This is a genomic window from Halorubrum tibetense, from assembly GCF_055396225.1.
This window is the reverse complement of sequence record NZ_AP043742.1, coordinates 2,123,699-2,143,461: the sequence shown is the minus strand read 5'-3', so window position 1 is coordinate 2,143,461 and position 19,763 is coordinate 2,123,699. Positions and strand designations below refer to the sequence as shown.

Below are 19,763 nucleotides of genomic sequence, written 5' to 3'. Positions count from 1 at the left end.
TCCGCGGTCACTCCGCACGCCGGCCGGCGTGGCCGGGGTAGTCCCGTTCGAACCGCGATCCGATCTCGTCGTGGTCCATACGGATCACCACCGGCCGACCGTGCGGGCAGGCGTACGGGTTCTCGCAGTCGTCGAGGCGTTCGAGGAGGTCGACGACGCGCCCCTCCGTCAGCGAGGTGTTCCCCGTCACGGAAGGGTAGCAGGCCAGATCCGCGAGCAGCTCGTCGACCACGTCGGTAACCGGCTCGTCGCCCTCGCTGGCGTCGCCGACGAGCGCCGAGAGCACCTCACGCACGAGGGTCGGGTCGAGTGCGGCGTCGAACACCGCCGGCACCGCTTCGACGACGACCTCGCGGTCGCCGGCGCGTTCCGCCCGAAACCCGATCGTCGCGAGGTCGTCGACGAACTCGTCGAACAGCGCCGCCTCCCGCGCGGTCACGTCGATCCGAACCGGCTCCGCGAGCGCCTGTGCGGTCGCGCCATCCGCGAACTCGCGTTGCAGTCGTTCGTAGTGTACCCGCTCGTCGGCAGCGTGCTGGTCGATGAGGACGAGCCCGTCCGGCGTCTCGGCCACCACGTACGTCTCGTGGAGCTGGCCGAGCACGCGAAGCGGCGGCAGCGAGTCGTACGTCCGCTCCGCGGTCGTTTCGCCCCCCGCGAGCGTGCGCTGACTCGTCGGCGCCGACGGACGCGACCCTGCGTTGTCGGCCCGGGACCCGGCATCGGTGTCGGAGGCGAACCGCGGTTCCGACGCGGGATCTCCCTCGAATCCGGCGTCGGGTGCTGGCGTCACCGGGCTGTCTCCAGCGGTCATGCCCGGGCTGTCCCCGGACGCGGAGGATTCCGGGCCGTCTCCGGGTGATGACTGCCAGTCTCGCGGCGACGGACGGTCCGCCGCCTCCGTGTCGTCAGTCGCCGCGTCATCAGTCGCCGCGTCGTCAGTCGCTGCGTCATCGGTCGCCGCGTCGTCAACCGCCGCGTCGTCACCGGTCGGATCGATAGCTATCGAGTCGGTGTCTCCGGCTTCGGCGTCTGTCGGAACGTCCATCGGGGCGTCCGTCGTCCCGTCGGCAGCGCCGTCCCCGCCACCAAGATCGTCGACGGCCCACGCCTCCTCGTCGTCGGGTGCGAGCTCGGTCGCGGTTCCCGGATCCGGTTCGATATCGCGGGAGGTGGTGGCCTCGGCTCCGTCGGCGTCCCCGTTGGAACCGCCGGTGTTCCCGTCGGCTCCGTTGTCTCTTCCCGGATCACCGACCCGCCTGCCGTCGACTCCCCCGCCGCCGACGTCGGCACCCCCGACCACCTCCGTATCCGCGGACCCGGGGTCGACCGCGACCTCGTCGGGCGCGGACTCTCCGCGCGGCGCGGTCGACCGGATCAACCCGTGGTCGAGCAGCGCCGACTCGACCGCGTCGGCGACCGCCGACCTGACGGCGGTCGACTCGTCGAACCTGACCTCCAGCTTGCGTGGGTGGACGTTGACGTCGACGTCGTCGGGCGGCACCTCGACGAAGAGGACGGTAAACGGGTACCGGTCCGGGGCGAGCTGGCCGCCGTAGGCGTCGAGAACGGCCTCACGGAGCACGCTCGCGGTGACGTAGCGGTCGTTGACGTACGTGCCGAGGTAGTCCCGGCTCGCCCGGGTCGTCTCCGGGTGAGAGACGAGTCCGGTGACCCGGATTACGGGCGGGTCCTCGTCGTCGCCGTCGATCGTCGCCTCGCCGTCGACCGCCGCCCCAGCGTCGCCGCCGGCCGACCCCGGAGTCCAGTCGACATCGATCATCGATTCGGCGACCTCCCGACCGTAGACGGCCAACACCGCCGAGCGGAGGTCGCCGTTCCCCTCCGTCGCGAACGTCTCCCGACCGTCGTGTTCGAGGGAGACGGCGACATCGGGGTTCGCGAGCGCATAGCTCGTGACGACCGTGTTGACGTGGTCGAACTCCGTCGCCACCCGTTTGAGGAACTTCTTTCTGGCGGGCGTATTATAAAAGAGGTCCCCGACCTCGACGACGGTTCCCGTCGGGCAGCCGGCGGGCCGTACCTCGCCGATCGATCCGCCCTCGACGGTGATCTCCGCGCCGGCGTCGGCCCCGGGGGGTTTCGACCGAACCGTGAGCCGCGAGACGCCGCCGACCGTGTACAGCGCCTCGCCGCGGAACCCGAGGGTGGCGACGCCCGCGTCGAGGTCCTCGATGTCCCCGATCTTCGAGGTGGCGTGTTCGGCGACCGCCGCCTCCAGCTGGTCGGCCGGGATCCCGACGCCGTCGTCGCGAACGCGGATCCCCTCCGTGCCGTCGGCCTCGACGCTCACCGCGATCCGGGTCGCACCCGCGTCTAGGCTGTTCTCGATCAGCTCCTTGACGACGCTGGCCGGGCGCTCGACGACCTCGCCCGCCGCGATCCGCTGGATCGTCCGCTCGTCCAACCGCTCGATCTCGGGCGGCTCCATCACTGTCCCGTACTCCGACGAGCGCGCACTTCAAACCGTCCCCCTCGGCGACGCCGGAGGAGCGTGGACGGGTTCGGGGACGCGGATCCGAGAGAACCTATCGTGAGCGGCGACGACGATAAACCAACGCGGTGGCGTGGCTCCAAGCGGTCGGGCGCAGCGAGGCCGTGAGTAAGGAGGGGCCGGAGGCCCCTCTGACAGCCGGCGGCTTTGCCCCCGGCGAGAGCCCGCGAGGGAGTCGGCGGCGATCGAGCGAAGCGAGGGCGAGGACGACGAGGGTGGGGACGGGTGAGGAGCTGTACGGACGGGATACAAGAGGGCAGTCACCGGACTACGTCCGCAGCCTGAGGCTTCGACCGCGATCTCCGCCGGCTCACGAGCACCTGTTTATAAGCAAACTGTCGAGACTGAACGCGGCCACCGCCGGACCACGATCGACCACGTATTCGCCAAGCCTCAAGATACGCGGGCGACGAAGCGCCCACTCTGACAACGTCGTCGCGCCACAAGAGCAGATTATATACTCGCGCCAACCGCCGACGCGGTTTCGCTTCAGGGGGCCACCGTTTCCGGTTCGACCTCACGGAGGAACACGTCCTCGCCGGTCTCCGGGTCGAACAGGTGGAGGTCGCGCTCGTCGAAGTCGATCCCGACCACGTCGTCGGGTTCGGGTTTGATGTCCGGCCGCGAGCGCGCGAGGAAGTCGTCAGTGAGCGCGAGGTGCACGTAGTTGTCCGAGCCGATCGGTTCGACGACCTCGACGGTCGTGGTAACGATCTCGTTCCCCTTCGGCTCCTCGATCACGGAGACGTTCTCCGGGCGGATCCCGAGAGTGTACGCCGAGTCGCGGAGGTCGTGGCCCCGCAGATACTGGTCGCTGAGCGGGAGCTCGAAGCCGGCGGCCTCATTGACGAGCGTCGTGGTGTCCCCGGTCGTATCGACATCGACATCGACGAAGTTCATCGCGGGCGATCCGATGAACCCCGCCACGAACCGGTTGACCGGGTTCTCGTACACTTCGGTCGGCTTCCCAACTTGCTGGAGCTGCCCCTCGTCGAGAATGGCGAGGCGGTCGCCCATCGTCATCGCCTCCTCTTGGTCGTGGGTGACGTACATCGCCGTGACGCCGAACTCCTTCTGGAGCTTCTGGATCTCCGCGCGCATCTCCGTCCGTAGCTTGGCGTCGAGGTTCGAGAGCGGCTCGTCGAACAGGAACACTTCGGGCTCACGGGCGATCGCGCGTCCGAGCGCGACGCGCTGTTTCTGGCCGCCGGAGAGCTCGTCGGGCTTGTCGTCGAGGAGCTCCTCGATCCCCATCATCTCGGCCATCTCCCGGACGCGCTCGTGACGCTCGTCTTTCGTCATCTCGGTACTCATCTTGAGACCGAACGCCATGTTCTCGCGAACGGTTTTGTGCGGGTACAGCGCGTAGTTCTGGAACACCATGGCGACGGAGCGGTTCTTCGCGTGGACGTCCGTCACGTCCTCGTCGTCGAAGTGGATCGTCCCGGCGGTCGGCTCTTCGAGGCCAGCGACCATCCGGAGCGTCGTCGTCTTCCCGCAGCCGGACGGACCGACGACGGTGACGAACTCGCCGTCCTCGATCTCGAGGTCCACGTCGTCGACGGCGACGATGGTTCCCCTATCGAACTCCTTTCTGAGGCTGTCGAGTGTGACTTCCGCCATTTCCCTGAACAGATGTCTCCCGGCTTATTAGTCCTTCGGCGTATCGGCAAACTGTGAGGAACGATCTCATCGTATATCGAGAGATCCTAAACCACACGAACGATCCCAAAAACTAAATGTATGAAGATGTAATTCATCGTTTGTTGCAAGCCATGAACGCAAACCGACGGACACTACTCAAAGCGATGGGGGGATCGGCAGCGATCGCGGCCTTAGCGGGCTGTTCCGACGACGACGGGGTTTCCGGTCCGACGATGTGGACCGATCTCGCGGACGCGGAAGACGAGGACATGCAGGCGGCGATCGCTGCGTACGAGGAGGAAACGGGGCTCGAGCTCACACAGGAGGAGCCCGGTGGCGACCTCGACCAGCAGATCGAGACCGCGATCCCGGCCGGCGACGGTCCCCACTCGTGGATCTGGGCGCACGACTGGGTCGGCCGCTTCGCCGTCCGCGAGGAGCCGGAGTTCCTCTACGACGCGAGCGACGACATCGACGTCGACCTCGACGCGTACACCGGCGCGGCCCGCGACGCGGTCCAGTTCGACGGGGCCGTTCACGGACTCCCGTTCGCCTCCGAGACGGTCACCCTCTACTACAACGAGGACATGGTCGACGAGCCGCCCGAGACGCTGGACGAGATGGTCGACATCATGGAGGATTTCCACGACCCGGCAAACGGGGAGTACGGCCTCTCCTACCCCGCAACCGACCCATACTTCGCGAGCGGGTTCCTTCAGGCGTACGGCGGAGACCTCTACGACGAGGACGCGCTCGAGGTCACCGTCGACAGCGACGAGTGTAAACAGGGGCTCGAGGCGCTCGAAACCCTGTTCGACTACATTCCCGAGGACCCGGGTTACGAGTCACAGATCATCGTCTTCGCGGACGAGCTCGCGCCGTTCGCGATCAACGGACCGTGGGAGCTCGGAAACCTCAACGAGGAGGTCGAGAACGTCGGCGTCGCGGAGCTGCCGACCGTCGACGGCAACCACCCCCGGACCTACTCCGGGATCCAGATGTTCTACTTCAGCTCCATGCTCGCGGACGCGGAAGATGACACTCTCGACGCGATCACCGGCTTCGCGGAGTGGTACACGACTAACGAGGAGACCGTCCTCGACAACGCGGATAACCACGGGTTCATTCCCGTTCTGGAAGCGGCCGTCACGGACGCCGATCTCTCCGACGAGGTCGAGGCGTTCGCTCAGCAGGTCGACCACGGCGTCCCGATGCCGACTCACCCGGACATGGACAGCGTCTGGGAGCCGGTCGAAGAGGCGCTGACGCGCGTCTTCAACGAGGACCAGGCGGGCGACGAGGCCCTCGACCAGGCCGCCTCGGAGATCCGCGAGCGCCTGTAAGGCTTCCGGCACAACACCATTATGGCCTCATCAACCGGTAGTGTGGGTCGGCTGTCGCAGCTCCGGGAGGCGTCGCCCTTCTCCAGTCGTGACTGGGGGCTGCTCCTCGTCGTTCCCGGCATGATCCTCTTTTCGAGTTTCATGCTGTACCCGATCTTCTATCTGTTTTATATTTCACTGACCGACGCGACGTTCGCCGGGTCTGTCATCGGCGGCAGCGCGGAGCTGATCGGCTTGGACAACTACGTCCAGCTGCTGAGCGACTCGCAGTTCTGGACGTCGATGTCGACGACGTGGCTGTTCGTGGCAGTCTCGCTCGTGATCAAAGTGTTCGTCGCCGTCGGGATCGCGCTCCTGTTGAACCACGCCAGAGTCGCCGGGAAACGATACATGCGGGCGGCGGTGATCGTCCCGCTCGGCTTCCCGGCCATCTTCACGATCACGGTCTGGCGCGGGATGTTCAGTGACGCTCGGTTCGGCGTGTTCAACGTGGTTTTGGACCGGTACAACACGTTCATGCTGTGGATCGGCGAGGCGGTCGACACGGTCGTCTTCTTCGCGAGCGTCTCCGTGCCACAGGCGCTGTTGGTCGACGTGCCGGTCGGCTTCCTCAGCGGTCGCTGGGAGGCGTTCTTCGCGTACGTCACGACGGAGGTGTGGTTGGCGTACCCGTTCATGGTGATCATCATCGTGAGCGCGCTTCAAGACGTTCCCCGCGAGCTCCACGAGGCGGCGAAAGTCGATGGCGCGGGGTACTTCCACCGGTTCACCACGGTGACGCTGCCTGCAATCAGACGGCCGGTACTGTTCGCGTCGATACTCACGGGCGCGACGTCGTTCCAGCAGTTCCTGATCCCATGGGTGTTCAACCAGGGTGGTCCGGCGAGGCAAAACGAGCTGATAATCGTGTACGGCTATCGGGAGGCGCTCAACTTCAACGAGTTCGGCCTCTCGGCGGCGATCCTGATCGTCGCGATCGCGTTCGTCGGGCTGTTCATGTACTTCGCCGTGAAGTACGGGCGGCTCGCCGAGGGGGTGGCTGACTCATGAGCTGGCTCCGCTCGGCCGCGGACCTGCTCCGCGCGAAGCTCGTCAGTTTCGCGACGGCACCCAAGCGCGCGGTCGTACTGATGCAGCGGGCGGTGTACGACGTCCGGAACGGGAACCGGACCGCCCTTGACGTCGGGGCGAGCGTGGCGATGACCCTACTCGGGTTCGCCATGCTGCTCGTCCTGTTGTTCCCGCTGTACTGGATCACCGCCGCGTCGCTCGCGGAGGGCACTCGGCTGTTCAACACGGATGGTATCTTCCCCGATCCGACGACGTACAACCTGGAGGCGTACCGCTGGGTGATCTTCGAGTCCGACTTCTTCTTCGAGAGCGGCGACTGGGGTTACCCCACGATCACGCTCGGCGGAAGCGGACTGCTCCCGATCGCCTTCGAGTGGGCCGGCACCGACACCGGCCCGGGTGCGCTGTTCAACAGCCTCTACATCGTCACCGTGACGATCGTCGTCGGCTTCTCGATGATCGTCCCCGCCGCATACGCGTTCTCGCGGCGGAGCTTCATCGCCCGCAAGCGGATCCTCTACGGCTACGTGCTGTTCACACAGATCGGGGCCGGGCTCTCGATCGCGACGCTCGTCGCCCTCTACTCGCTGTTTAGCAGCTATGGGCTGACGAACAACTTGTTCATTCTCGGGCTGTTCTACGCTGCCGGCGCGATCCCGTTCAACACGTGGCTACTGAAGACGTACATGGACAACATCCCCGTCTCCTACGAGGAGGCGGCGATGGTCGACGGCGCGAGCTTCCTCGAGACGATCCGGGAGATCATCATCCCCCTGACGAAACCGGGACTCGCCGTCATCCTCATCTTCGTCTGGCTCGCCGGCTGGAACGAGTTCATTATCGCACAGACTCTGCTCAGTCCGGAGAACTACCCGCTCTCGGTCGAGCTGTACAACCTCGCGACTGAGGGGCGATTCCAGACGCCGTGGACGCGGTTCGCTGCGTTCGCGAACCTGTTCGCGCTCCCCGTCGCGATCGTCTACTTCATGGCTCAGCGGTCGGTCGAAAGCGGCCTCTCGTTCGGCGGGATGGAAGGGTAGCACCACACCCTCCCGGCAGCCGTTTTATATTCGATCCGTTGAGATCCACACTGAGTGAGACGTTCGGATCCGGTCCGGGTCGGTACCGACACGAATGTGAGCGATTGCGAGAGTGGGTATCGCAGTACGGATGATCGGTTGTTTATAAGAGAGCGCTGGTGTTGCTGGCGGCTGTTTATAAATGGTTGCTGTCGTGATGAACACGTCCAAAGCCCCAGCCGCTCGGGTATAATTCGTTGCTGGCGCGGTAAAAATCTTCAAAGCCCCACCCGCGACGGCTCGCGCGCCTTGTTGTGCGCCTCGCTCAGTCGCTATCGCTCCCTCGCTGCGGTGCTTACTGCGGCGGGCTTCGCCCTCGCGACTGCCCCTTTGAGTCCCACCCCGCACGGCGGCCACACCTCACACCTCCCCAACCTCGCCGCGGCTGTTTTTAAAAACAGCCGCGGGCTCCCTCGCACCGTCGGTTCGCGCCTTATAAAGGCGCGAACCGGGGCGCGCCACCGCCCTGCTTATTTATAAGCAATCGTCGCATCACTCTCGAGCAGTTATATACTATCTCGTCACAGCCGTTTTACCATACCCACGCCCGGCATCGATCGCGATCTGCCCTTCGCTCATTTCGTTCGTTTGTGCGCGGGGCCGGATTCGAACCGGATGAAACCTCGCTTCGCTCCGTACCCTGCTTCGAATCCTGCGCGCATACATGCCTCTCACATTTGTTCGAGGCAGTATGCGCGGGACCGGATTCGAACCGAGGCGAGAAATGCTCGCTCACTTCGTTCGCTGCGCCTTTCTCGCGGGGCTCAAATCCGCTCCTGCTCCCTCGCTCAGTCGCTACGCTCTTTCGCTCAGTGCGCGGGACCGGATTCGAACCGGCGGACCCCTACGGGATAGCGTCCTAAGCGCTACGCCTTTGGCCTGGCTCGGCAACCCGCGCGCGCCCCGATATAACTCGAACCGACTCAAGAACCTAACGAACTGCACCGCCCCCACGGACCGTTTTTATATGCCGGTCGCCAACGGACCGGTATGTACCGGGCGAGCGACCGAGTCGACAACGAGGAGTGGATCTCGCGGCTCGAAGCCGCGTGTGCGGAGCTCGACCTCGACGACGAGGTGTGTTCGACTGCGGTCGACGTCTTCCTCTCGGGCGTCCCGGACACCGACCGATCGAAGGCCGCGACCGCGGCCGCCAGCCTGTACGCCGCCGCGCTGATCCGCGGGCAAGAGCGGCCACAGTCCGCCGTCGCCGACGCGATGGACGTCTCCCGGCTCTCCGTCCAGAGCCGGTGGAAGCCCCTCCTCAAGGACGCCGGGTTCTCCCCGCCGACTTGGTGATCGGCTCCCGATCGCTCCCGGCCCCCGACGTTCACCGTGCTCCTGACGCTGATAGTACACGCCACGCACACTGGCTTGCTGTCGCCGCTCTCCCGCTTCGACGTCAACCGTTCTCGGATCCCCCTGAAACGCCGAACGCCCCGATAGATTTATGTATGGTTGTAAAGCACACTATACTGTAAAGCGTGCTTTACGGAACGGACGCTTTACATATCATGAACGGACACGAAACTCCCGCAAGAAAACGGCTCTCCAGGCGGAAACGCTACAAACGACTGATGTACGGCCTCCTCTTTGGAGGGATCCTCGCGCTATGGGCCGGGATGTATTTCGATCGATTCCTCGTCGGCGTCCTGCTTTACTGGGGCGGCTTCTTCGGAATGATAGCCATCTGGCAGCTCAGTCCGGTGACGCTGTACGACGAACGCGACACCGCCATCGAGCGGAAGGCAAGCGACTACACGCTCGGCGTCTTCGCGTTCGTCTTCGTCCTCGGTGCTCCCGGCGGGATCGCCTTGGAGGAGGGCGGCGTCCTCGAACTCCCGGCCGCCTTCGACGGCGCGATGTGGACGCTGTTCGCGATATACGTCGTCTTCGGGGCCGTCTACACCGTGCTTCGACGGCGATCATGAGAAACGACATCCGCGAACGGCGGGCCGAAACCGGCGAGAGTCAGGCCGATCTCGCCGCCTCGGTCGGCGTCACCAGACAGAGCATCAACGCCATCGAACGCGGCCGGTACGACCCCTCGCTGGAGCTGGCGTTCGCGCTCGCGGATCACTTCGACTGCCGGATCGAGGACCTGTTCGACCCGGAACCCGACGAGGGGTAGCCCCGCTTTCGGGACCTATCTCGGCGTCGCGACGACACCGAGGTGGTCCTCGTGGAACCGGTCGAGTCGATCGGTTTCGAGCACCTCGTAGGCGTCACGGAGCCGATCGAGTGCCTCCTCGAACACCGCTTCCGGCGACGCGGTGGCGTCCTCGCTACGCGCCTTGATCGCGAGCAGGAGCCGCCCGTCATCGGCCAAAAACCGCGCGTTCCGCACAGCCACGTCCGCCTGCCCACGGCTGGCAACGTCTTGGATGATCGCGTCAACGTCGGACTCGACGACGTGTGCGTACGTTCGCGGCTTCCGCGCGTCCTTCAGAAGGGGAAACAGCCGGTCGCGGTCCGCGGCGGCGTCGAGCAGGTCCCGCGTCGGGCGGGGCGCGAACTCCACCGCGTACGTCGGACCGGCGAAGTCGGCAACGTGGCTCACCGTGGTCCCGCTCGCGGCACCGAGGTACAACACCGTCTCGCCGCCCGCGAGTCCCGTATCGAACCCGAGCTCCAACATCCCGCCGAGCTTGGATCGCCCGGGGTCCCAAGCGCGCCAGTCGCCCGCCGTGGGCTCGCCGTACACCGGCGATCCACGGGTCGCTAACTCCGTTTCACCGTCGAACGGGCGTCGCTCGACGCCGTCGGGGATCGACTGGTCACTCATTCCCGTCACCCCCGACCGCCGAGCGCGCGCGGATCGTCTCCATCCGATCCCGGAGGTCGGCGTGAATCGACTCGCGGCGCTCGCCGGAGTAGTGGTCGACCCGGGCCGCGAGCGTCAGTTTGCCCGCGAGCGCCCGTGCGGCGGACCCGCGGTCAGCTGGCGGGGTCCCCCGGACGAACTCGTGCGTGTAGATGATCCCGTGTTTCGGCGACGGCGCACGGCCGGAGAGATGTGCGAACAGCGCGTCCTCCGCGCCAAGCACCTGGACGGTCCCGGAGGGCTTCTTCGCCAGCGACTCCAACCCGCCGGCCAGCGCGATCAGCCGTGCGGCGAGCTCCGGGCCCGCCATCTCCGTCAGGTTGGGCGCGACTGCGGGGGCGACCCGCTCGATCGTCGCCGTCAGCGCGTCGCGCTCGTCCGCGAGGTCCGCGACCCGCGTGGCCAGCGAGACCGCCCGGCGTTCCGACTCCCCTGACGGCTGGCGCTCCGCGACCGCCCGCGCCCCATCGATACCGACGCCGACGTCGTCGAACAGGCTCCCCGACCACTCGGCGGCCCGCTCGGCCAGCTCGTTGGCGACCCGTTCGCAGTCGTCTCTCGCCCGCACCGCGTGGATCAGCTGTCGGTCGTCGGCCCGCTCGCGCTCCCGGACGCTCGCGCGAGTCGCTCCGACGGTCGCCTCGTGGAGTCGGTCGTAGTACGTCGCCTCGTCGGCCGCGAAGCCGGACTCGACGGCGAGGCGCGGCCACGGCCGTGGGTCGTCGGCGGTCCCGTCGGCGATCCGCGCGTGGACGGCATCGGTACCCGTGTCGTCCGTTCCGGCCGCGCCGTCGGCGTCGGAAGCGGCGGCGTTAGTAGCGACGTCGGCGGCGGCGAGCCCGGCGAACCAGCCGGTGTCGGCCGGGGCGTCCCCGCCGGTGTCGGAGTCGGTCATCGACCGGAGGTACACGGTCCGGTCGTATAGGCGTTCCCGAACGGGCTGCGCGCTTGCGGCGCGTCCGTGGCGCGTCGGCTGGTCCCCCGGCATGGGTAGGTATTCTCGGCGTGGGCTGGCCCCCCGACATGGGCAGGTCCTCCCGGCGTCGGCGAACGCATCGGCCGAAGCTATTCGGACGTCGACGGCGAACACCCACGCGATGCGAGTCGGACTCCTCTCGGACGTCCACGCGAATCTCCCGGCGCTCGAAGCAGTGCTCGACGACATGCCCGCCGTCGACCGGATCGTCTGTGCCGGTGACGTGATCGGGTACAACCCCTGGCCCGCCGACTGCCTGGATCGAGTACGCGAGGTCGCGGCGGTCACGGTTCGGGGCAACCACGACCGGACCGTCGAGACGCCCGAGCGCTACCGGGCGAACCGGATGGCCGAGGCGGGGCTCGAACACGCGAAGCGCGCGCTCGACGAGGACGACCTAGACTGGCTCCGATCGCTCCCCCGAGCCGCGTCGTTCGCTGGCGATCGGTATCACCTCGTCCACTCACACCCCGCACCCGACCGCGAGGACGCGTACGTGTATCCGGAGGAATTCCCCTCGCTTGGCCGCCATCTCGACTCGCTCGACGGCCCTGTCGACGGGCTCGTCCTCGGACACACTCACGTCCAAGGGGCTCGACGGGTCGGCGACCGACTGGTCGTCAACCCCGGAAGCGTCGGCCAGCCGCGCGACGGCGACCCCGACGCCGCCTACGCCGTGCTCGACACCGCAGCCGACGAGGTCGACCTCCGGCGGGTCGCCTACGACATCGACCACGTCGTTGAGGCGGTCGAGGCCGCCGGCCTCCCGAAACGAACCGGCGAGCGACTGTATACGGGAGAGTAGCGGCGCGCGACTCTAGTCCGCCCACGGGCGCGACGGTGGTGGCAACGGCGCGACAACGGTGACGACAGCGCGACAGCGATGACGACGCGTCAGGCCTGCCGGACCGCTTAATAGTCGCCGGGGACTCGGATCGGTGTGGACGAACTCGTCGTACGCACGGAAGTCCGCGCCGAGCCGGAGGTCGTTTACGAGTTCCTCCTCGATTTCCCGCAGTACGCGCGCTACTCTAAGCACCTTCGGGAGGTCCGGACGATACGGGGCGACGGCGGCCCGGACACGCGATACGCTCTAACGTTCGCGTGGTGGAAGCTCACCTACACCGCTCACTCGCGGGTGACGGGTGTCGAACCCCCCGAACGGATCGACTGGGAGATCACGAAGGACATCGACGCCGGCGGCTGCTGGCGTGTCACGCCGCTCGACGACGCCGGGACCTGCGAGGTCGCCCTGGAGGTCGAGTTCGATCCGGGGTCGGCGAGCCCGGACGCCCTCGATCTGCCGCGGCTCGTCTCGTTCGACTGGGTGCTGAAGAAGGCGATCCCCCTTATCAGGTCGGAGGCCGAGCGCGTCGTCGAGCGGGCCGTTCGAGATCTGGAGGGGTCGAACCGCGACGTCGACCTCGACGTGTACGTCGACTCCGACCGGATCTGATCCGTGGGAGGGATCCGGCACCGCCCTCGCCGAGTCGAAGCCCTTAAGATATCCAGCGCGGAAGAAACGGGTGCGAACGCGGGCTCGTAGATCAGTGGTAGATCACTCCCTTGGCATGGGAGAGGCCCCGGGTTCAAATCCCGGCGAGTCCATCGGAGCGAGTTTTGCGAGCGAGGATGGTCGAGACAGGATTTGAATCACGCGAGAGGCGCGTCAGCGATTCTCGCCATCGGGTTCAAATCCCGGCGAGTCCACTCCGATTCCTCCGTCGTGCTGATCGCAGAGACTCACACAGCGGACGCGCTCTCTCGTGTATATAACCGGAACCGTCGATCGCGACCCTATTTCCGGTTCGGGAGCGACCCAGGTTCGAGCGACTCCTCCTCGCCGGTCGCGATCTCCCGCTCGAAGCCGTAGAGGACGAGGCCGGTGTTCGCGGTCACGATAACCCCGGTCATCGGGACCGCGACGAACAGGTACATCGAGAAGCCGACGAGCACCGGGACGGCGGCTATCGCTCCCCACAGCGTCGGCCGGCCGACCTCGACCCGGACCGCATCCCAGCGGATCGCCACGAAGACGCCGACGGTGGCGATAACGCCGGCGAGCGCGATTCCCGGTGACGCCACGAGAGCCATACCGACACTTGGCCGACGCGGGCAAAAGCGTTCCGTGCGCGGCAGTGGTGCGGTCGAATGACCGGGTTGCCGGACAGTGACACGGCCGAGTCGTCGGGCGACCGACCGGCCGACCGGTCGGCGATCAGCCCTAGAAGCCCCGGCGCGGGCTGCCGAAGGCGAAGCGGTTGTATACCCCCCGACGTGATATCGGACGACCGACGAATGGACCGATCGCTTCGTGCCAGTACGCCCCTCGATCCGAGTCGATGAACGGGATAGACGACGTCGACCACGCGGCGGCGGCGAGGGGCGAGCTCGGCTACTCCCGGTGGTGGCAGATCGCCGCTGCCGCGACCATGATGGCGCTCGTGAGTCCGTATCAGTACGTCTGGTCGTCGCTTGAGGGGCCGTTGGCGGCCGATCTCGACGCCTCGCTGTCCGCGCTCGGGTTCGTGTTCACGGCGTACGTCGTCGCGATGGCGCTGATCCAGTTCCCAGCCGGGTGGTGGCGCGATCGCTACGGGCCGCGGGCCGTGACGCTCGTCGCGGGCGTGCTCGCGGGCGGCGGTTACGTCGCGTTGGCGTTCGCGACGGAGCTGTGGCACGTGTACGCGGCGTACACGGTCGGTGCCGTCGGCGTCGGCATGGTGTACACCGTCGCGGTCAACACCGCAGTCAAGTGGTTCCCCGACAGGCGCGGGCTCACGACCGGGATCGGGACGATGGCGTTCGCGGCCGGAAGCGCCGCGTTCGTCCCGTTCATCCGGTACATGGTCGCGGGCGACGCGCTCGCGACCGGGCTCGTCGCCTCGGGCGTGCTTATCGCGGTCGGTATCGTCGTGGGGGCGGTCGTCCTCGCGGACCCGCCCCGAGGCTGGGAGCGACAGGGTGACGAGTCCGGCGACACCGACGCCGAGACGACGACCGATACCGGCGAACCCGGCGACGGCGACGAGTTCGATGGTGGGGACGGAGCCGACGACGAGTTCGACGGTGGGGACGGAACCAACAGCGCCGACGGGACACCCGCATCCGACGTGGGTATCGACGGGAAACGCCAGTACACGTGGCGGGAGGTCGTCCGAACCTGGCAGTTCTGGGTGATGTACTTCATGTTCTTCGCGGTGAGCGCCGCGGGGCTGATGATCACGGCACGGACCGTGTTGTACGCTGAGGAGTCCGGATTGACCGCCGGGACGGCGACGATCGCGGCGACGCTGCTCCCCGTCGGATCGGCCGGCGGCCGCCTGATCGTCGGCGGGCTCTCCGACCGGTTCGACCGCGAGCGGATCACCGCGGTGTCGTTCCTGCTGTGTGGGCTTGCCACCCTCGCTATCGTCGGGTTCGCGGGGATCGGCAGCGGGATCGGTTACGTCCTGACGGTCGCGGTCGCCGTCTTCTTCTGGAGCTCGCAGTTCTCGCTGTTCCCCAGTCTCGTGGGCGACTACTACGGGAGTCGTCACTCCTCGGCCAACTACTCGCTCGTCTACTCGGGGAAGATGTGGGGCGGGGTGTTCGGCGGGGGCGTCGTCGGCTGGTTGGTTGGCGTCATCGGCTGGGACGCCACGTTCGTCTTCGGCGGCGCGCTGGCGCTGGCCGCGGGGATCGCCGGTTTCCTGTTGCGGCCGCCAACGTCGTAGCGGTGGGGAACGGCCGTATTGCTTGCCCCCTCCCCCGCGTTCCCCCTCACGCCCAGCTTCCGACCAGTCTGCCGGACGGGATCAGGTCTCTACCGAAAGTTCGAGCGTGACCTTCGCGTCGGGGTTCGTGAGCGCGCCGACCAGGTCGCGGTCGAGGTCAGCGGCCGCGGCGTCGGCGTCGACGAGGATCGTCCGCTCGTCGTCGGTGTACCCGCTCGTGCGCCCGACCATCGAGCGACCGTCGAGGAGCGTCAAACCGGGATCCCCCCGCCCCGTGATCGTCGCCGACAGGCTCCCGCCGCCGGGCGCGGGGTCGACAGTGATCGTCGCAGTGATCGTCGCGTCCGGGTCCTGACACGCCTCCCGGAACGCGGGATCGAAGTCGCGGGGCGTCCGGTCGGCGTCGACCGCGAGGATACAGTCGCCGGCGGGGGTGAGCCAGTCGTCGGTCGTGAGCTCGAACGTGCTCACGTGCTCTGCGGTGACGTTCTCGTGGCCGCACCCGTGGACGACCTCGGTGCGAACGTTCGCGTCGTCCGTGTGGAGGTCCGGATCGTCCGCGGGTGAGACGGGCGGGTCGATCGGATCGTCGGTCATGTCCACGCCTCGTCAGCGCGAGGGCAAATCGGTACCGTTCCGGAGGCCCACAGAGGGCTCGTCTCAGACGTCGGCGCCCTCGGCAAGCGCGGGGACGAGCCGGGCGGGGTTCTTTGCGAGGACGCGGCGCATGAGGTCCTCGGAGACGTCGAGGGTCAACACCTCCATCACGCCGACGTTCGGATGGACGTCAGGGGCACCGGAGCCGAAGACGATGCGATCGGGATGCTCCAACACGCCGCGTTCGAGGATCTCCCGGTAGCGAACCGCGCTCGTGTCGAGGTACAACCGATCGTATTCGTCGAGCAGGTCGATCGTCCGGTTCATCAGGTCGGCGTCGAGCGGGTACCCGCCGAAGCTGGCGAGGATCACGGGGAAGTCGTACCCGAGGAGGTCGCGCTCGATGGCATCGGGCGGGAACCGCGTTCCGCCGTGGACGATAACGGGGAGGTCCGCGGCCTCGAGACGGGTCAAGACGTCCTCGTTCGGGAGCCCGTCGTACGGCGGAACGAGCTTGAACCCGTGGAACCGGTCGTCGTAGGCGTACTGTTCGACGTCGTCGGGCCGGGCGTGGTGGTCGTCCCGCTCGGCGCGGAGGTTGCGGAGCGCGGCGACGGGGCCACCGCCGGGGTCGCGTGGGCCGTTGAGGCGAGCGAACGCGACGAACGGTCGGTCGACGGAGAGCCGGGCGACCGCGTTGTTCGCACGGAGGTAGCTCCGTCCGGACGCCCGCCGGCCGGGACTCGCCACCGCACGCACGACCCCGGCTTGGTGCATCTCGCGCTCCAGTCGCTCGGGCGTGATGTCCCGGCCGTGGGCCGCAACCGAGGCCTCGTCGGGGTCCAGCGTGGCGTGGGTGTCGACGATCCGGAAGTCGTGTTCCAACCCCAGCATTCGGTCGTTCCTCCCACTCGACCCGCATGTGTCTGTCGGTCGTCTCGGAGTGTATCCACGCCGGTCCGACCCACTAGCCGGACGGTAACGCCTAGACAATGTGGCCACCGCCGGGAGACGAACGGGGGCGCGACGGAGCTCGCGGCGTCGGATCGGCCCGGATCCACGACCCCGCGGTTGACTCGTGCGTACCGTCCCGCGGTCGCCCCGGGCGTACCGTCCCGCGGTCGCCCCGGGCGTACCGTCCCGCGGTCGCCCCGGGCGTACCGTCCCGCGGTCACCCCGGGCTTACGGCCCCGCGGTCGAGACGACCTTTATCACGTCGCCCTCGGTGAGCTCGTGGTCCTCGCCGATCCGGCGGTTCGAGCGGGCGTCGACGGCGTGGAGGTACCCATCCCCGATGTCGGTGTGGACCGCGTACGCGAGATCCGGCGGAGTCGAGCCCCGCGGGAGGAGAAACGCGTCGGGGAGGACGGTGCCGGTGCCGTCGGTCCACTTGCTCGCGTCCTGGACCGGGTACGCGGTGATCCGATCGAGGAGATCGTAGACGGCCGTGTTCAACGCGGCCTGGACGCCCGTCCCACCGAAGCGCTCGGTGACCGCACGGAGGGAGTCCAGACCCGCACGCTGCTCGTCCGACACGTCGCCGACGACCTCGAACGCCGAGTCGCCGGGATCGTACTCGACGACACCCGCCTCCGCGGCGCGGCGCAGGGCTAACTCGCCGTCGGCGGTTGCCGGCACGACGGGCTTGTCGGTCGCCGCACGGAGCCGGTCGATCGCCCCGGACGGCGCGATGTCGGCCTTGTTGGCGACGACGACCATCGGCTTCGTGCGGCGACGGATCGCCCGCGCCAGCGCCTCCCGATCGCCGTCGCCCCAGCGTTTCGGGTCGGGTGGGTACTCCAGTTCCCGGAGGACGGCGGCCACGTCCGCCTCGGTCGCCCCGACACCGGTCAACATCGCGGTGAGCGCCTCGTCGAGGTCGAAGTCGGGCGAGCGGGACTGTCGTTCGACCCCCTCCCAGTTGTCCGCGACGACGCCCGCGAGCCACAGGTCCATCTCCTCCTCGATGAAGTCCACGTCGGCGACCGGGTCTCGGCTCCCGACCGCAACGGGCTCGCCCTCGGCGTTCGTCCCACCGGAGGCGTCGACGACGTTCAGTATCACGTCGGCGTTGGTGAGCTCGTCGAGGAACCGGTTACCGAGCCCCTTCCCCTCGTGTGCGCCCGGGACGAGCCCGGCCACGTCGAGCAGTTCGACGGGCACGTAACGGATGCCGTCGTGACAGCGGTCGTTGCCGCAGCGCTCGTCGCGATCGAGGCACGGGCACTCGGTCCGGACGGCGGTCACACCACGGTTGGCGTCGATGGTCGTGAACGGGTAGTTCGCGACATCGACGTCGGCCATCGTGGCGGCAGTATAAAAGGTGGACTTGCCGGCGTTCGGCTTCCCCGCGAGCGCAACCGTGAGCATGGTGACGGATCACGGCGGGGCGAAAAGCCCCTTTCGGTCGACGCCCCCGCGACCCGGTTCGGCCGGCCACCGGCGACACGGCGATTCATCGAACAGTGTCGCGGAGCCTGCGTCACGGAGCGTCTGTCGCGGAGCGCGCGGCGCGTGCTACGGCGGTCGTGCTGTTCTCCCCCGTCGCGTCACTCGAAGGCGAACCGAACCGGGTCGCCGGCGGCGAGGTCGAACGCCTCGGCACCGCGACCGTCGTTGACGTCGCACTCGAGGAACCCGTGGCTCCCGACGGTGACGAGCCGGTCGCCCGGCGGGACCGCGGCGAACGTCGCCACGAGCGGAACGGGGCCGGCGTCGTTCACCCGAACGCGGTCGTGGCCGGCGTCGCCAACCGCGTTCCCGAGGACGTTCGTGATCACATTCCCGGGGACGTTCGTGATCGCGTTCCCGAACCCGTCGACGACGAGGACCTCGCCGTCGATCGTGTCGATCGTACCGTCGGGGTCACGCTCGACCAAGGGCTCCGGGAACCGGAGGTCGACTCGATCGTCGGTCGCCGTCAGCGAGCCGAGGGCGGTGAGGCGGTCCCCGTCTATGGTGCCGTCCGTCCACGCGTTCTCGCGGACGCGAGCGGCGGCGGGCGCGAACACGTCCCGGCCGTGAAACGTCGTGCTCGCGGGATCGGCCTCGTGGATCTCGAAGACGTCGATATCGTTCGGGCCAGTCCCCGTCGCCGCCGCGAGCGCTCGGGCCGGGGGAAACGCGAGCCCGTTGTCGGGCGCGACTATCGCGTGCTCGCCCGCGCGAACGACGATCGCCGCCCGGTCGGTCCCGACACCCGGGTCGACGACCGCACAGTGGACCGCCGGGGGGAACTCGGGGAGGACGAACCGGAGCCAGAAGGCGGCCGCTCGCGGGTCCCCCCGCGGCAGGTCGTGGCTCACGTCGACCAACTCCGCGTCGGACGTTCGACGAACGACCCCCCGCATCGCAGCGGGATATGGCGAGCCGAAATCGGAGGCGAGCGTGATCACGGTTTCAGGGGCTCTCGTCGGCTATCGCGTCGCTCTCGGCGATCCGGCGGATCCGCTCTACCCCGTCGATCTCGCGGATCACGTCGACGACGGTCTCCGGGACGAGGTCCGTCCAGTTCCGCCCGTGGATCATCCGTTCGCGGAGCTCCGTCCCCTCAAGCACTTCGCGATTGAACATCGGCGAGCCGCGCACCTCGACGCCGGCCTCCTGGAAGAGGCGGACGACGAGCGGGTTGTTCGAGTACGCCACGTCGAACCGTGGCGTCATGCTCTGGACGTGGCTCACCCAGACGGAGTTGCGGTCGAGGTCCTCGATCGGGACGACGTAGGTCGTAATGTCCAGCTCCTCGACCGCCTTCGTCACCATCATCACGCGCTCGCCGGCGGTGAACGGGTTCCGTGTGGTGTGTGAATCGCCGGCCGACCCGATCCCGAGGACCAGCTCGTCGACCTCCGACGCGATCTCCTCCACCATGTGTCGGTGACCGTCGTGAAACGGCTGGTACCGGCCGATGTAGAACCCCCGCATGGACGGGAGTAGAGACGGCGTGGTTTATAAACCCCATGGGACCGTACCGAGCCGCCGTAATCGTCGTACACCGG

The 19,763-nt window shown here is 67.5% G+C and carries 19 protein-coding genes and 2 tRNA genes; 10 read left to right on the top strand and 11 right to left on the bottom strand.

Annotated elements, in window-relative coordinates:
- Nucleotides 1-7: 7 nt before the first annotated feature.
- The gene (gene mutL, locus ACZ5TV_RS10650; protein WP_464383820.1) at nucleotides 8-2,452 is read right to left on the bottom strand and encodes a DNA mismatch repair endonuclease MutL; all 2,445 of its coding nucleotides are present in this window, start codon (nucleotides 2,450-2,452) and stop codon (nucleotides 8-10) included.
- 552 nt (nucleotides 2,453-3,004) lie between these two features.
- The gene (locus ACZ5TV_RS10645; protein ID WP_379780658.1) at nucleotides 3,005-4,138 is read right to left on the bottom strand and encodes an ABC transporter ATP-binding protein; all 1,134 of its coding nucleotides are present in this window, start codon (nucleotides 4,136-4,138) and stop codon (nucleotides 3,005-3,007) included.
- 152 nt (nucleotides 4,139-4,290) lie between these two features.
- Here ACZ5TV_RS10645 and ACZ5TV_RS10640 point away from each other — a divergent pair, with 152 nt between their 5' ends.
- The 3 genes from ACZ5TV_RS10640 to ACZ5TV_RS10630 are packed head-to-tail and all read left to right on the top strand — an operon-like array spanning nucleotide 4,291 to nucleotide 7,613.
- Complete coding sequence (locus tag ACZ5TV_RS10640; RefSeq protein WP_379780660.1) at nucleotides 4,291-5,502, top strand: substrate-binding domain-containing protein; 1,212 nt, start codon at nucleotides 4,291-4,293, stop codon at nucleotides 5,500-5,502.
- Nucleotides 5,503-5,523: 21 nt separating this feature from the next.
- On the top strand, nucleotides 5,524-6,552 hold the full coding sequence (locus ACZ5TV_RS10635) for a carbohydrate ABC transporter permease (protein WP_379780662.1): 1,029 nt from the start codon (nucleotides 5,524-5,526) through the stop codon (nucleotides 6,550-6,552).
- Nucleotides 6,549-7,613 (top strand): sugar ABC transporter permease, encoded by a 1,065-nt coding sequence (locus ACZ5TV_RS10630; protein WP_379780664.1) that lies wholly within the window; start codon nucleotides 6,549-6,551, stop codon nucleotides 7,611-7,613. The genes ACZ5TV_RS10635 and ACZ5TV_RS10630 overlap by 4 nt, the downstream gene beginning before the upstream one ends.
- 852 nt (nucleotides 7,614-8,465) lie before the next feature.
- Here the strand turns inward: ACZ5TV_RS10630 and ACZ5TV_RS10625 are convergent.
- Nucleotides 8,466-8,550 (bottom strand) — tRNA-Leu (locus tag ACZ5TV_RS10625).
- 92 nt (nucleotides 8,551-8,642) lie between these two features.
- Between ACZ5TV_RS10625 and ACZ5TV_RS10620 the strand changes: the two genes are divergently transcribed.
- From ACZ5TV_RS10620 to ACZ5TV_RS10610, 3 genes are all read left to right on the top strand, one after another.
- Nucleotides 8,643-8,951 carry a transcription initiation factor IIB family protein gene (locus ACZ5TV_RS10620; RefSeq protein WP_379780666.1) on the top strand — a complete coding sequence of 103 codons (309 nt, stop codon included), beginning with the start codon at nucleotides 8,643-8,645 and terminating at the stop codon, nucleotides 8,949-8,951.
- 215 nt (nucleotides 8,952-9,166) lie between these two features.
- Nucleotides 9,167-9,583: a DUF2178 domain-containing protein gene (locus ACZ5TV_RS10615; RefSeq protein WP_379780668.1), complete on the top strand. Its 417-nt coding sequence runs from the start codon at nucleotides 9,167-9,169 to the stop codon at nucleotides 9,581-9,583.
- Nucleotides 9,580-9,783, top strand: coding sequence for a helix-turn-helix transcriptional regulator (locus ACZ5TV_RS10610; protein ID WP_379780670.1), 204 nt, complete (start codon nucleotides 9,580-9,582; stop codon nucleotides 9,781-9,783). The genes ACZ5TV_RS10615 and ACZ5TV_RS10610 overlap by 4 nt, the downstream gene beginning before the upstream one ends.
- Nucleotides 9,784-9,798: 15 nt before the next feature.
- Here ACZ5TV_RS10610 and ACZ5TV_RS10605 read toward each other — a convergent pair whose 3' ends face one another.
- A complete protein-coding gene (locus tag ACZ5TV_RS10605; RefSeq protein WP_379780672.1) occupies nucleotides 9,799-10,437 on the bottom strand; it encodes a fibrillarin-like rRNA/tRNA 2'-O-methyltransferase in 639 nt (212 codons plus the stop codon).
- Nucleotides 10,430-11,371, bottom strand: a complete 942-nt coding sequence (locus ACZ5TV_RS10600) for an NOP5/NOP56 family protein (protein ID WP_464383819.1) — start codon at nucleotides 11,369-11,371, stop codon at nucleotides 10,430-10,432. The genes ACZ5TV_RS10605 and ACZ5TV_RS10600 overlap by 8 nt, the downstream gene beginning before the upstream one ends.
- 202 nt (nucleotides 11,372-11,573) lie before the next feature.
- On the opposite strand from ACZ5TV_RS10600, the gene ACZ5TV_RS10595 reads away from it, so the two are divergent.
- From ACZ5TV_RS10595 to ACZ5TV_RS10585, 3 genes are all read left to right on the top strand, one after another.
- Complete coding sequence (locus ACZ5TV_RS10595) at nucleotides 11,574-12,257, top strand: metallophosphoesterase family protein (protein WP_379782093.1); 684 nt, start codon at nucleotides 11,574-11,576, stop codon at nucleotides 12,255-12,257.
- A 135-nt stretch (nucleotides 12,258-12,392) separates the two neighbouring features.
- Nucleotides 12,393-12,908, top strand: a complete 516-nt coding sequence (locus tag ACZ5TV_RS10590) for a type II toxin-antitoxin system RatA family toxin (RefSeq protein ID WP_379782096.1) — start codon at nucleotides 12,393-12,395, stop codon at nucleotides 12,906-12,908.
- Nucleotides 12,909-12,988: 80 nt separating this feature from the next.
- Nucleotides 12,989-13,060, top strand: a tRNA-Ala gene (locus ACZ5TV_RS10585).
- A 189-nt stretch (nucleotides 13,061-13,249) separates the two neighbouring features.
- On the opposite strand, the gene ACZ5TV_RS10580 is transcribed toward ACZ5TV_RS10585, so the two are convergent.
- Nucleotides 13,250-13,546 carry a hypothetical protein gene (locus ACZ5TV_RS10580; RefSeq protein WP_379782098.1) on the bottom strand — a complete coding sequence of 99 codons (297 nt, stop codon included), beginning with the start codon at nucleotides 13,544-13,546 and terminating at the stop codon, nucleotides 13,250-13,252.
- A 248-nt stretch (nucleotides 13,547-13,794) separates the two neighbouring features.
- Here ACZ5TV_RS10580 and ACZ5TV_RS10575 point away from each other — a divergent pair, with 248 nt between their 5' ends.
- Nucleotides 13,795-15,168 carry an OFA family MFS transporter gene (locus tag ACZ5TV_RS10575; RefSeq protein ID WP_379782100.1) on the top strand — a complete coding sequence of 458 codons (1,374 nt, stop codon included), beginning with the start codon at nucleotides 13,795-13,797 and terminating at the stop codon, nucleotides 15,166-15,168.
- Between the two features lie 81 nt (nucleotides 15,169-15,249).
- On the opposite strand, the gene ACZ5TV_RS10570 is transcribed toward ACZ5TV_RS10575, so the two are convergent.
- The 5 genes from ACZ5TV_RS10570 to ACZ5TV_RS10550 form a co-directional block, all read right to left on the bottom strand.
- The gene (locus ACZ5TV_RS10570) at nucleotides 15,250-15,765 is read right to left on the bottom strand and encodes a DUF371 domain-containing protein (RefSeq protein ID WP_379782102.1); all 516 of its coding nucleotides are present in this window, start codon (nucleotides 15,763-15,765) and stop codon (nucleotides 15,250-15,252) included.
- A 63-nt stretch (nucleotides 15,766-15,828) separates the two neighbouring features.
- Complete coding sequence (locus tag ACZ5TV_RS10565; RefSeq protein WP_464383818.1) at nucleotides 15,829-16,659, bottom strand: amidohydrolase family protein; 831 nt, start codon at nucleotides 16,657-16,659, stop codon at nucleotides 15,829-15,831.
- A 288-nt stretch (nucleotides 16,660-16,947) separates the two neighbouring features.
- Nucleotides 16,948-18,135: a redox-regulated ATPase YchF gene (locus ACZ5TV_RS10560; protein WP_464383817.1), complete on the bottom strand. Its 1,188-nt coding sequence runs from the start codon at nucleotides 18,133-18,135 to the stop codon at nucleotides 16,948-16,950.
- A 179-nt stretch (nucleotides 18,136-18,314) separates the two neighbouring features.
- The gene (locus ACZ5TV_RS10555) at nucleotides 18,315-19,160 is read right to left on the bottom strand and encodes an SAM hydrolase/SAM-dependent halogenase family protein (RefSeq protein WP_464383816.1); all 846 of its coding nucleotides are present in this window, start codon (nucleotides 19,158-19,160) and stop codon (nucleotides 18,315-18,317) included.
- A gap of 4 nt (nucleotides 19,161-19,164) precedes the next feature.
- On the bottom strand, nucleotides 19,165-19,689 hold the full coding sequence (locus ACZ5TV_RS10550; RefSeq protein ID WP_379782071.1) for a nicotinamide-nucleotide adenylyltransferase: 525 nt from the start codon (nucleotides 19,687-19,689) through the stop codon (nucleotides 19,165-19,167).
- Between the last annotated feature and the right edge of the window lie 74 nt (nucleotides 19,690-19,763).

Bases quoted from the DNA above. Each gene is read 5' to 3' on its own strand.
- mutL (WP_464383820.1), bottom strand. From the start codon at position 2,452: ATGGAGCCGCCCGAGATCGAGCGGTTGGACGAGCGGACGATCCAGCGG.
- ACZ5TV_RS10645 (WP_379780658.1), bottom strand. From the start codon at position 4,138: ATGGCGGAAGTCACACTCGACAGCCTCAGAAAGGAGTTCGATAGGGGA.
- ACZ5TV_RS10640 (WP_379780660.1), top strand. From the start codon at position 4,291: ATGAACGCAAACCGACGGACACTACTCAAAGCGATGGGGGGATCGGCA.
- ACZ5TV_RS10635 (WP_379780662.1), top strand. From the start codon at position 5,524: ATGGCCTCATCAACCGGTAGTGTGGGTCGGCTGTCGCAGCTCCGGGAG.
- ACZ5TV_RS10630 (WP_379780664.1), top strand. From the start codon at position 6,549: ATGAGCTGGCTCCGCTCGGCCGCGGACCTGCTCCGCGCGAAGCTCGTC.
- ACZ5TV_RS10620 (WP_379780666.1), top strand. From the start codon at position 8,643: ATGTACCGGGCGAGCGACCGAGTCGACAACGAGGAGTGGATCTCGCGG.
- ACZ5TV_RS10615 (WP_379780668.1), top strand. From the start codon at position 9,167: ATGAACGGACACGAAACTCCCGCAAGAAAACGGCTCTCCAGGCGGAAA.
- ACZ5TV_RS10610 (WP_379780670.1), top strand. From the start codon at position 9,580: ATGAGAAACGACATCCGCGAACGGCGGGCCGAAACCGGCGAGAGTCAG.
- ACZ5TV_RS10605 (WP_379780672.1), bottom strand. From the start codon at position 10,437: ATGAGTGACCAGTCGATCCCCGACGGCGTCGAGCGACGCCCGTTCGAC.
- ACZ5TV_RS10600 (WP_464383819.1), bottom strand. From the start codon at position 11,371: ATGACCGACTCCGACACCGGCGGGGACGCCCCGGCCGACACCGGCTGG.
- ACZ5TV_RS10595 (WP_379782093.1), top strand. From the start codon at position 11,574: ATGCGAGTCGGACTCCTCTCGGACGTCCACGCGAATCTCCCGGCGCTC.
- ACZ5TV_RS10580 (WP_379782098.1), bottom strand. From the start codon at position 13,546: ATGGCTCTCGTGGCGTCACCGGGAATCGCGCTCGCCGGCGTTATCGCC.
- ACZ5TV_RS10575 (WP_379782100.1), top strand. From the start codon at position 13,795: ATGAACGGGATAGACGACGTCGACCACGCGGCGGCGGCGAGGGGCGAG.
- ACZ5TV_RS10570 (WP_379782102.1), bottom strand. From the start codon at position 15,765: ATGACCGACGATCCGATCGACCCGCCCGTCTCACCCGCGGACGATCCG.
- ACZ5TV_RS10565 (WP_464383818.1), bottom strand. From the start codon at position 16,659: ATGCTGGGGTTGGAACACGACTTCCGGATCGTCGACACCCACGCCACG.
- ACZ5TV_RS10560 (WP_464383817.1), bottom strand. From the start codon at position 18,135: ATGCTCACGGTTGCGCTCGCGGGGAAGCCGAACGCCGGCAAGTCCACC.
- ACZ5TV_RS10550 (WP_379782071.1), bottom strand. From the start codon at position 19,689: ATGCGGGGGTTCTACATCGGCCGGTACCAGCCGTTTCACGACGGTCAC.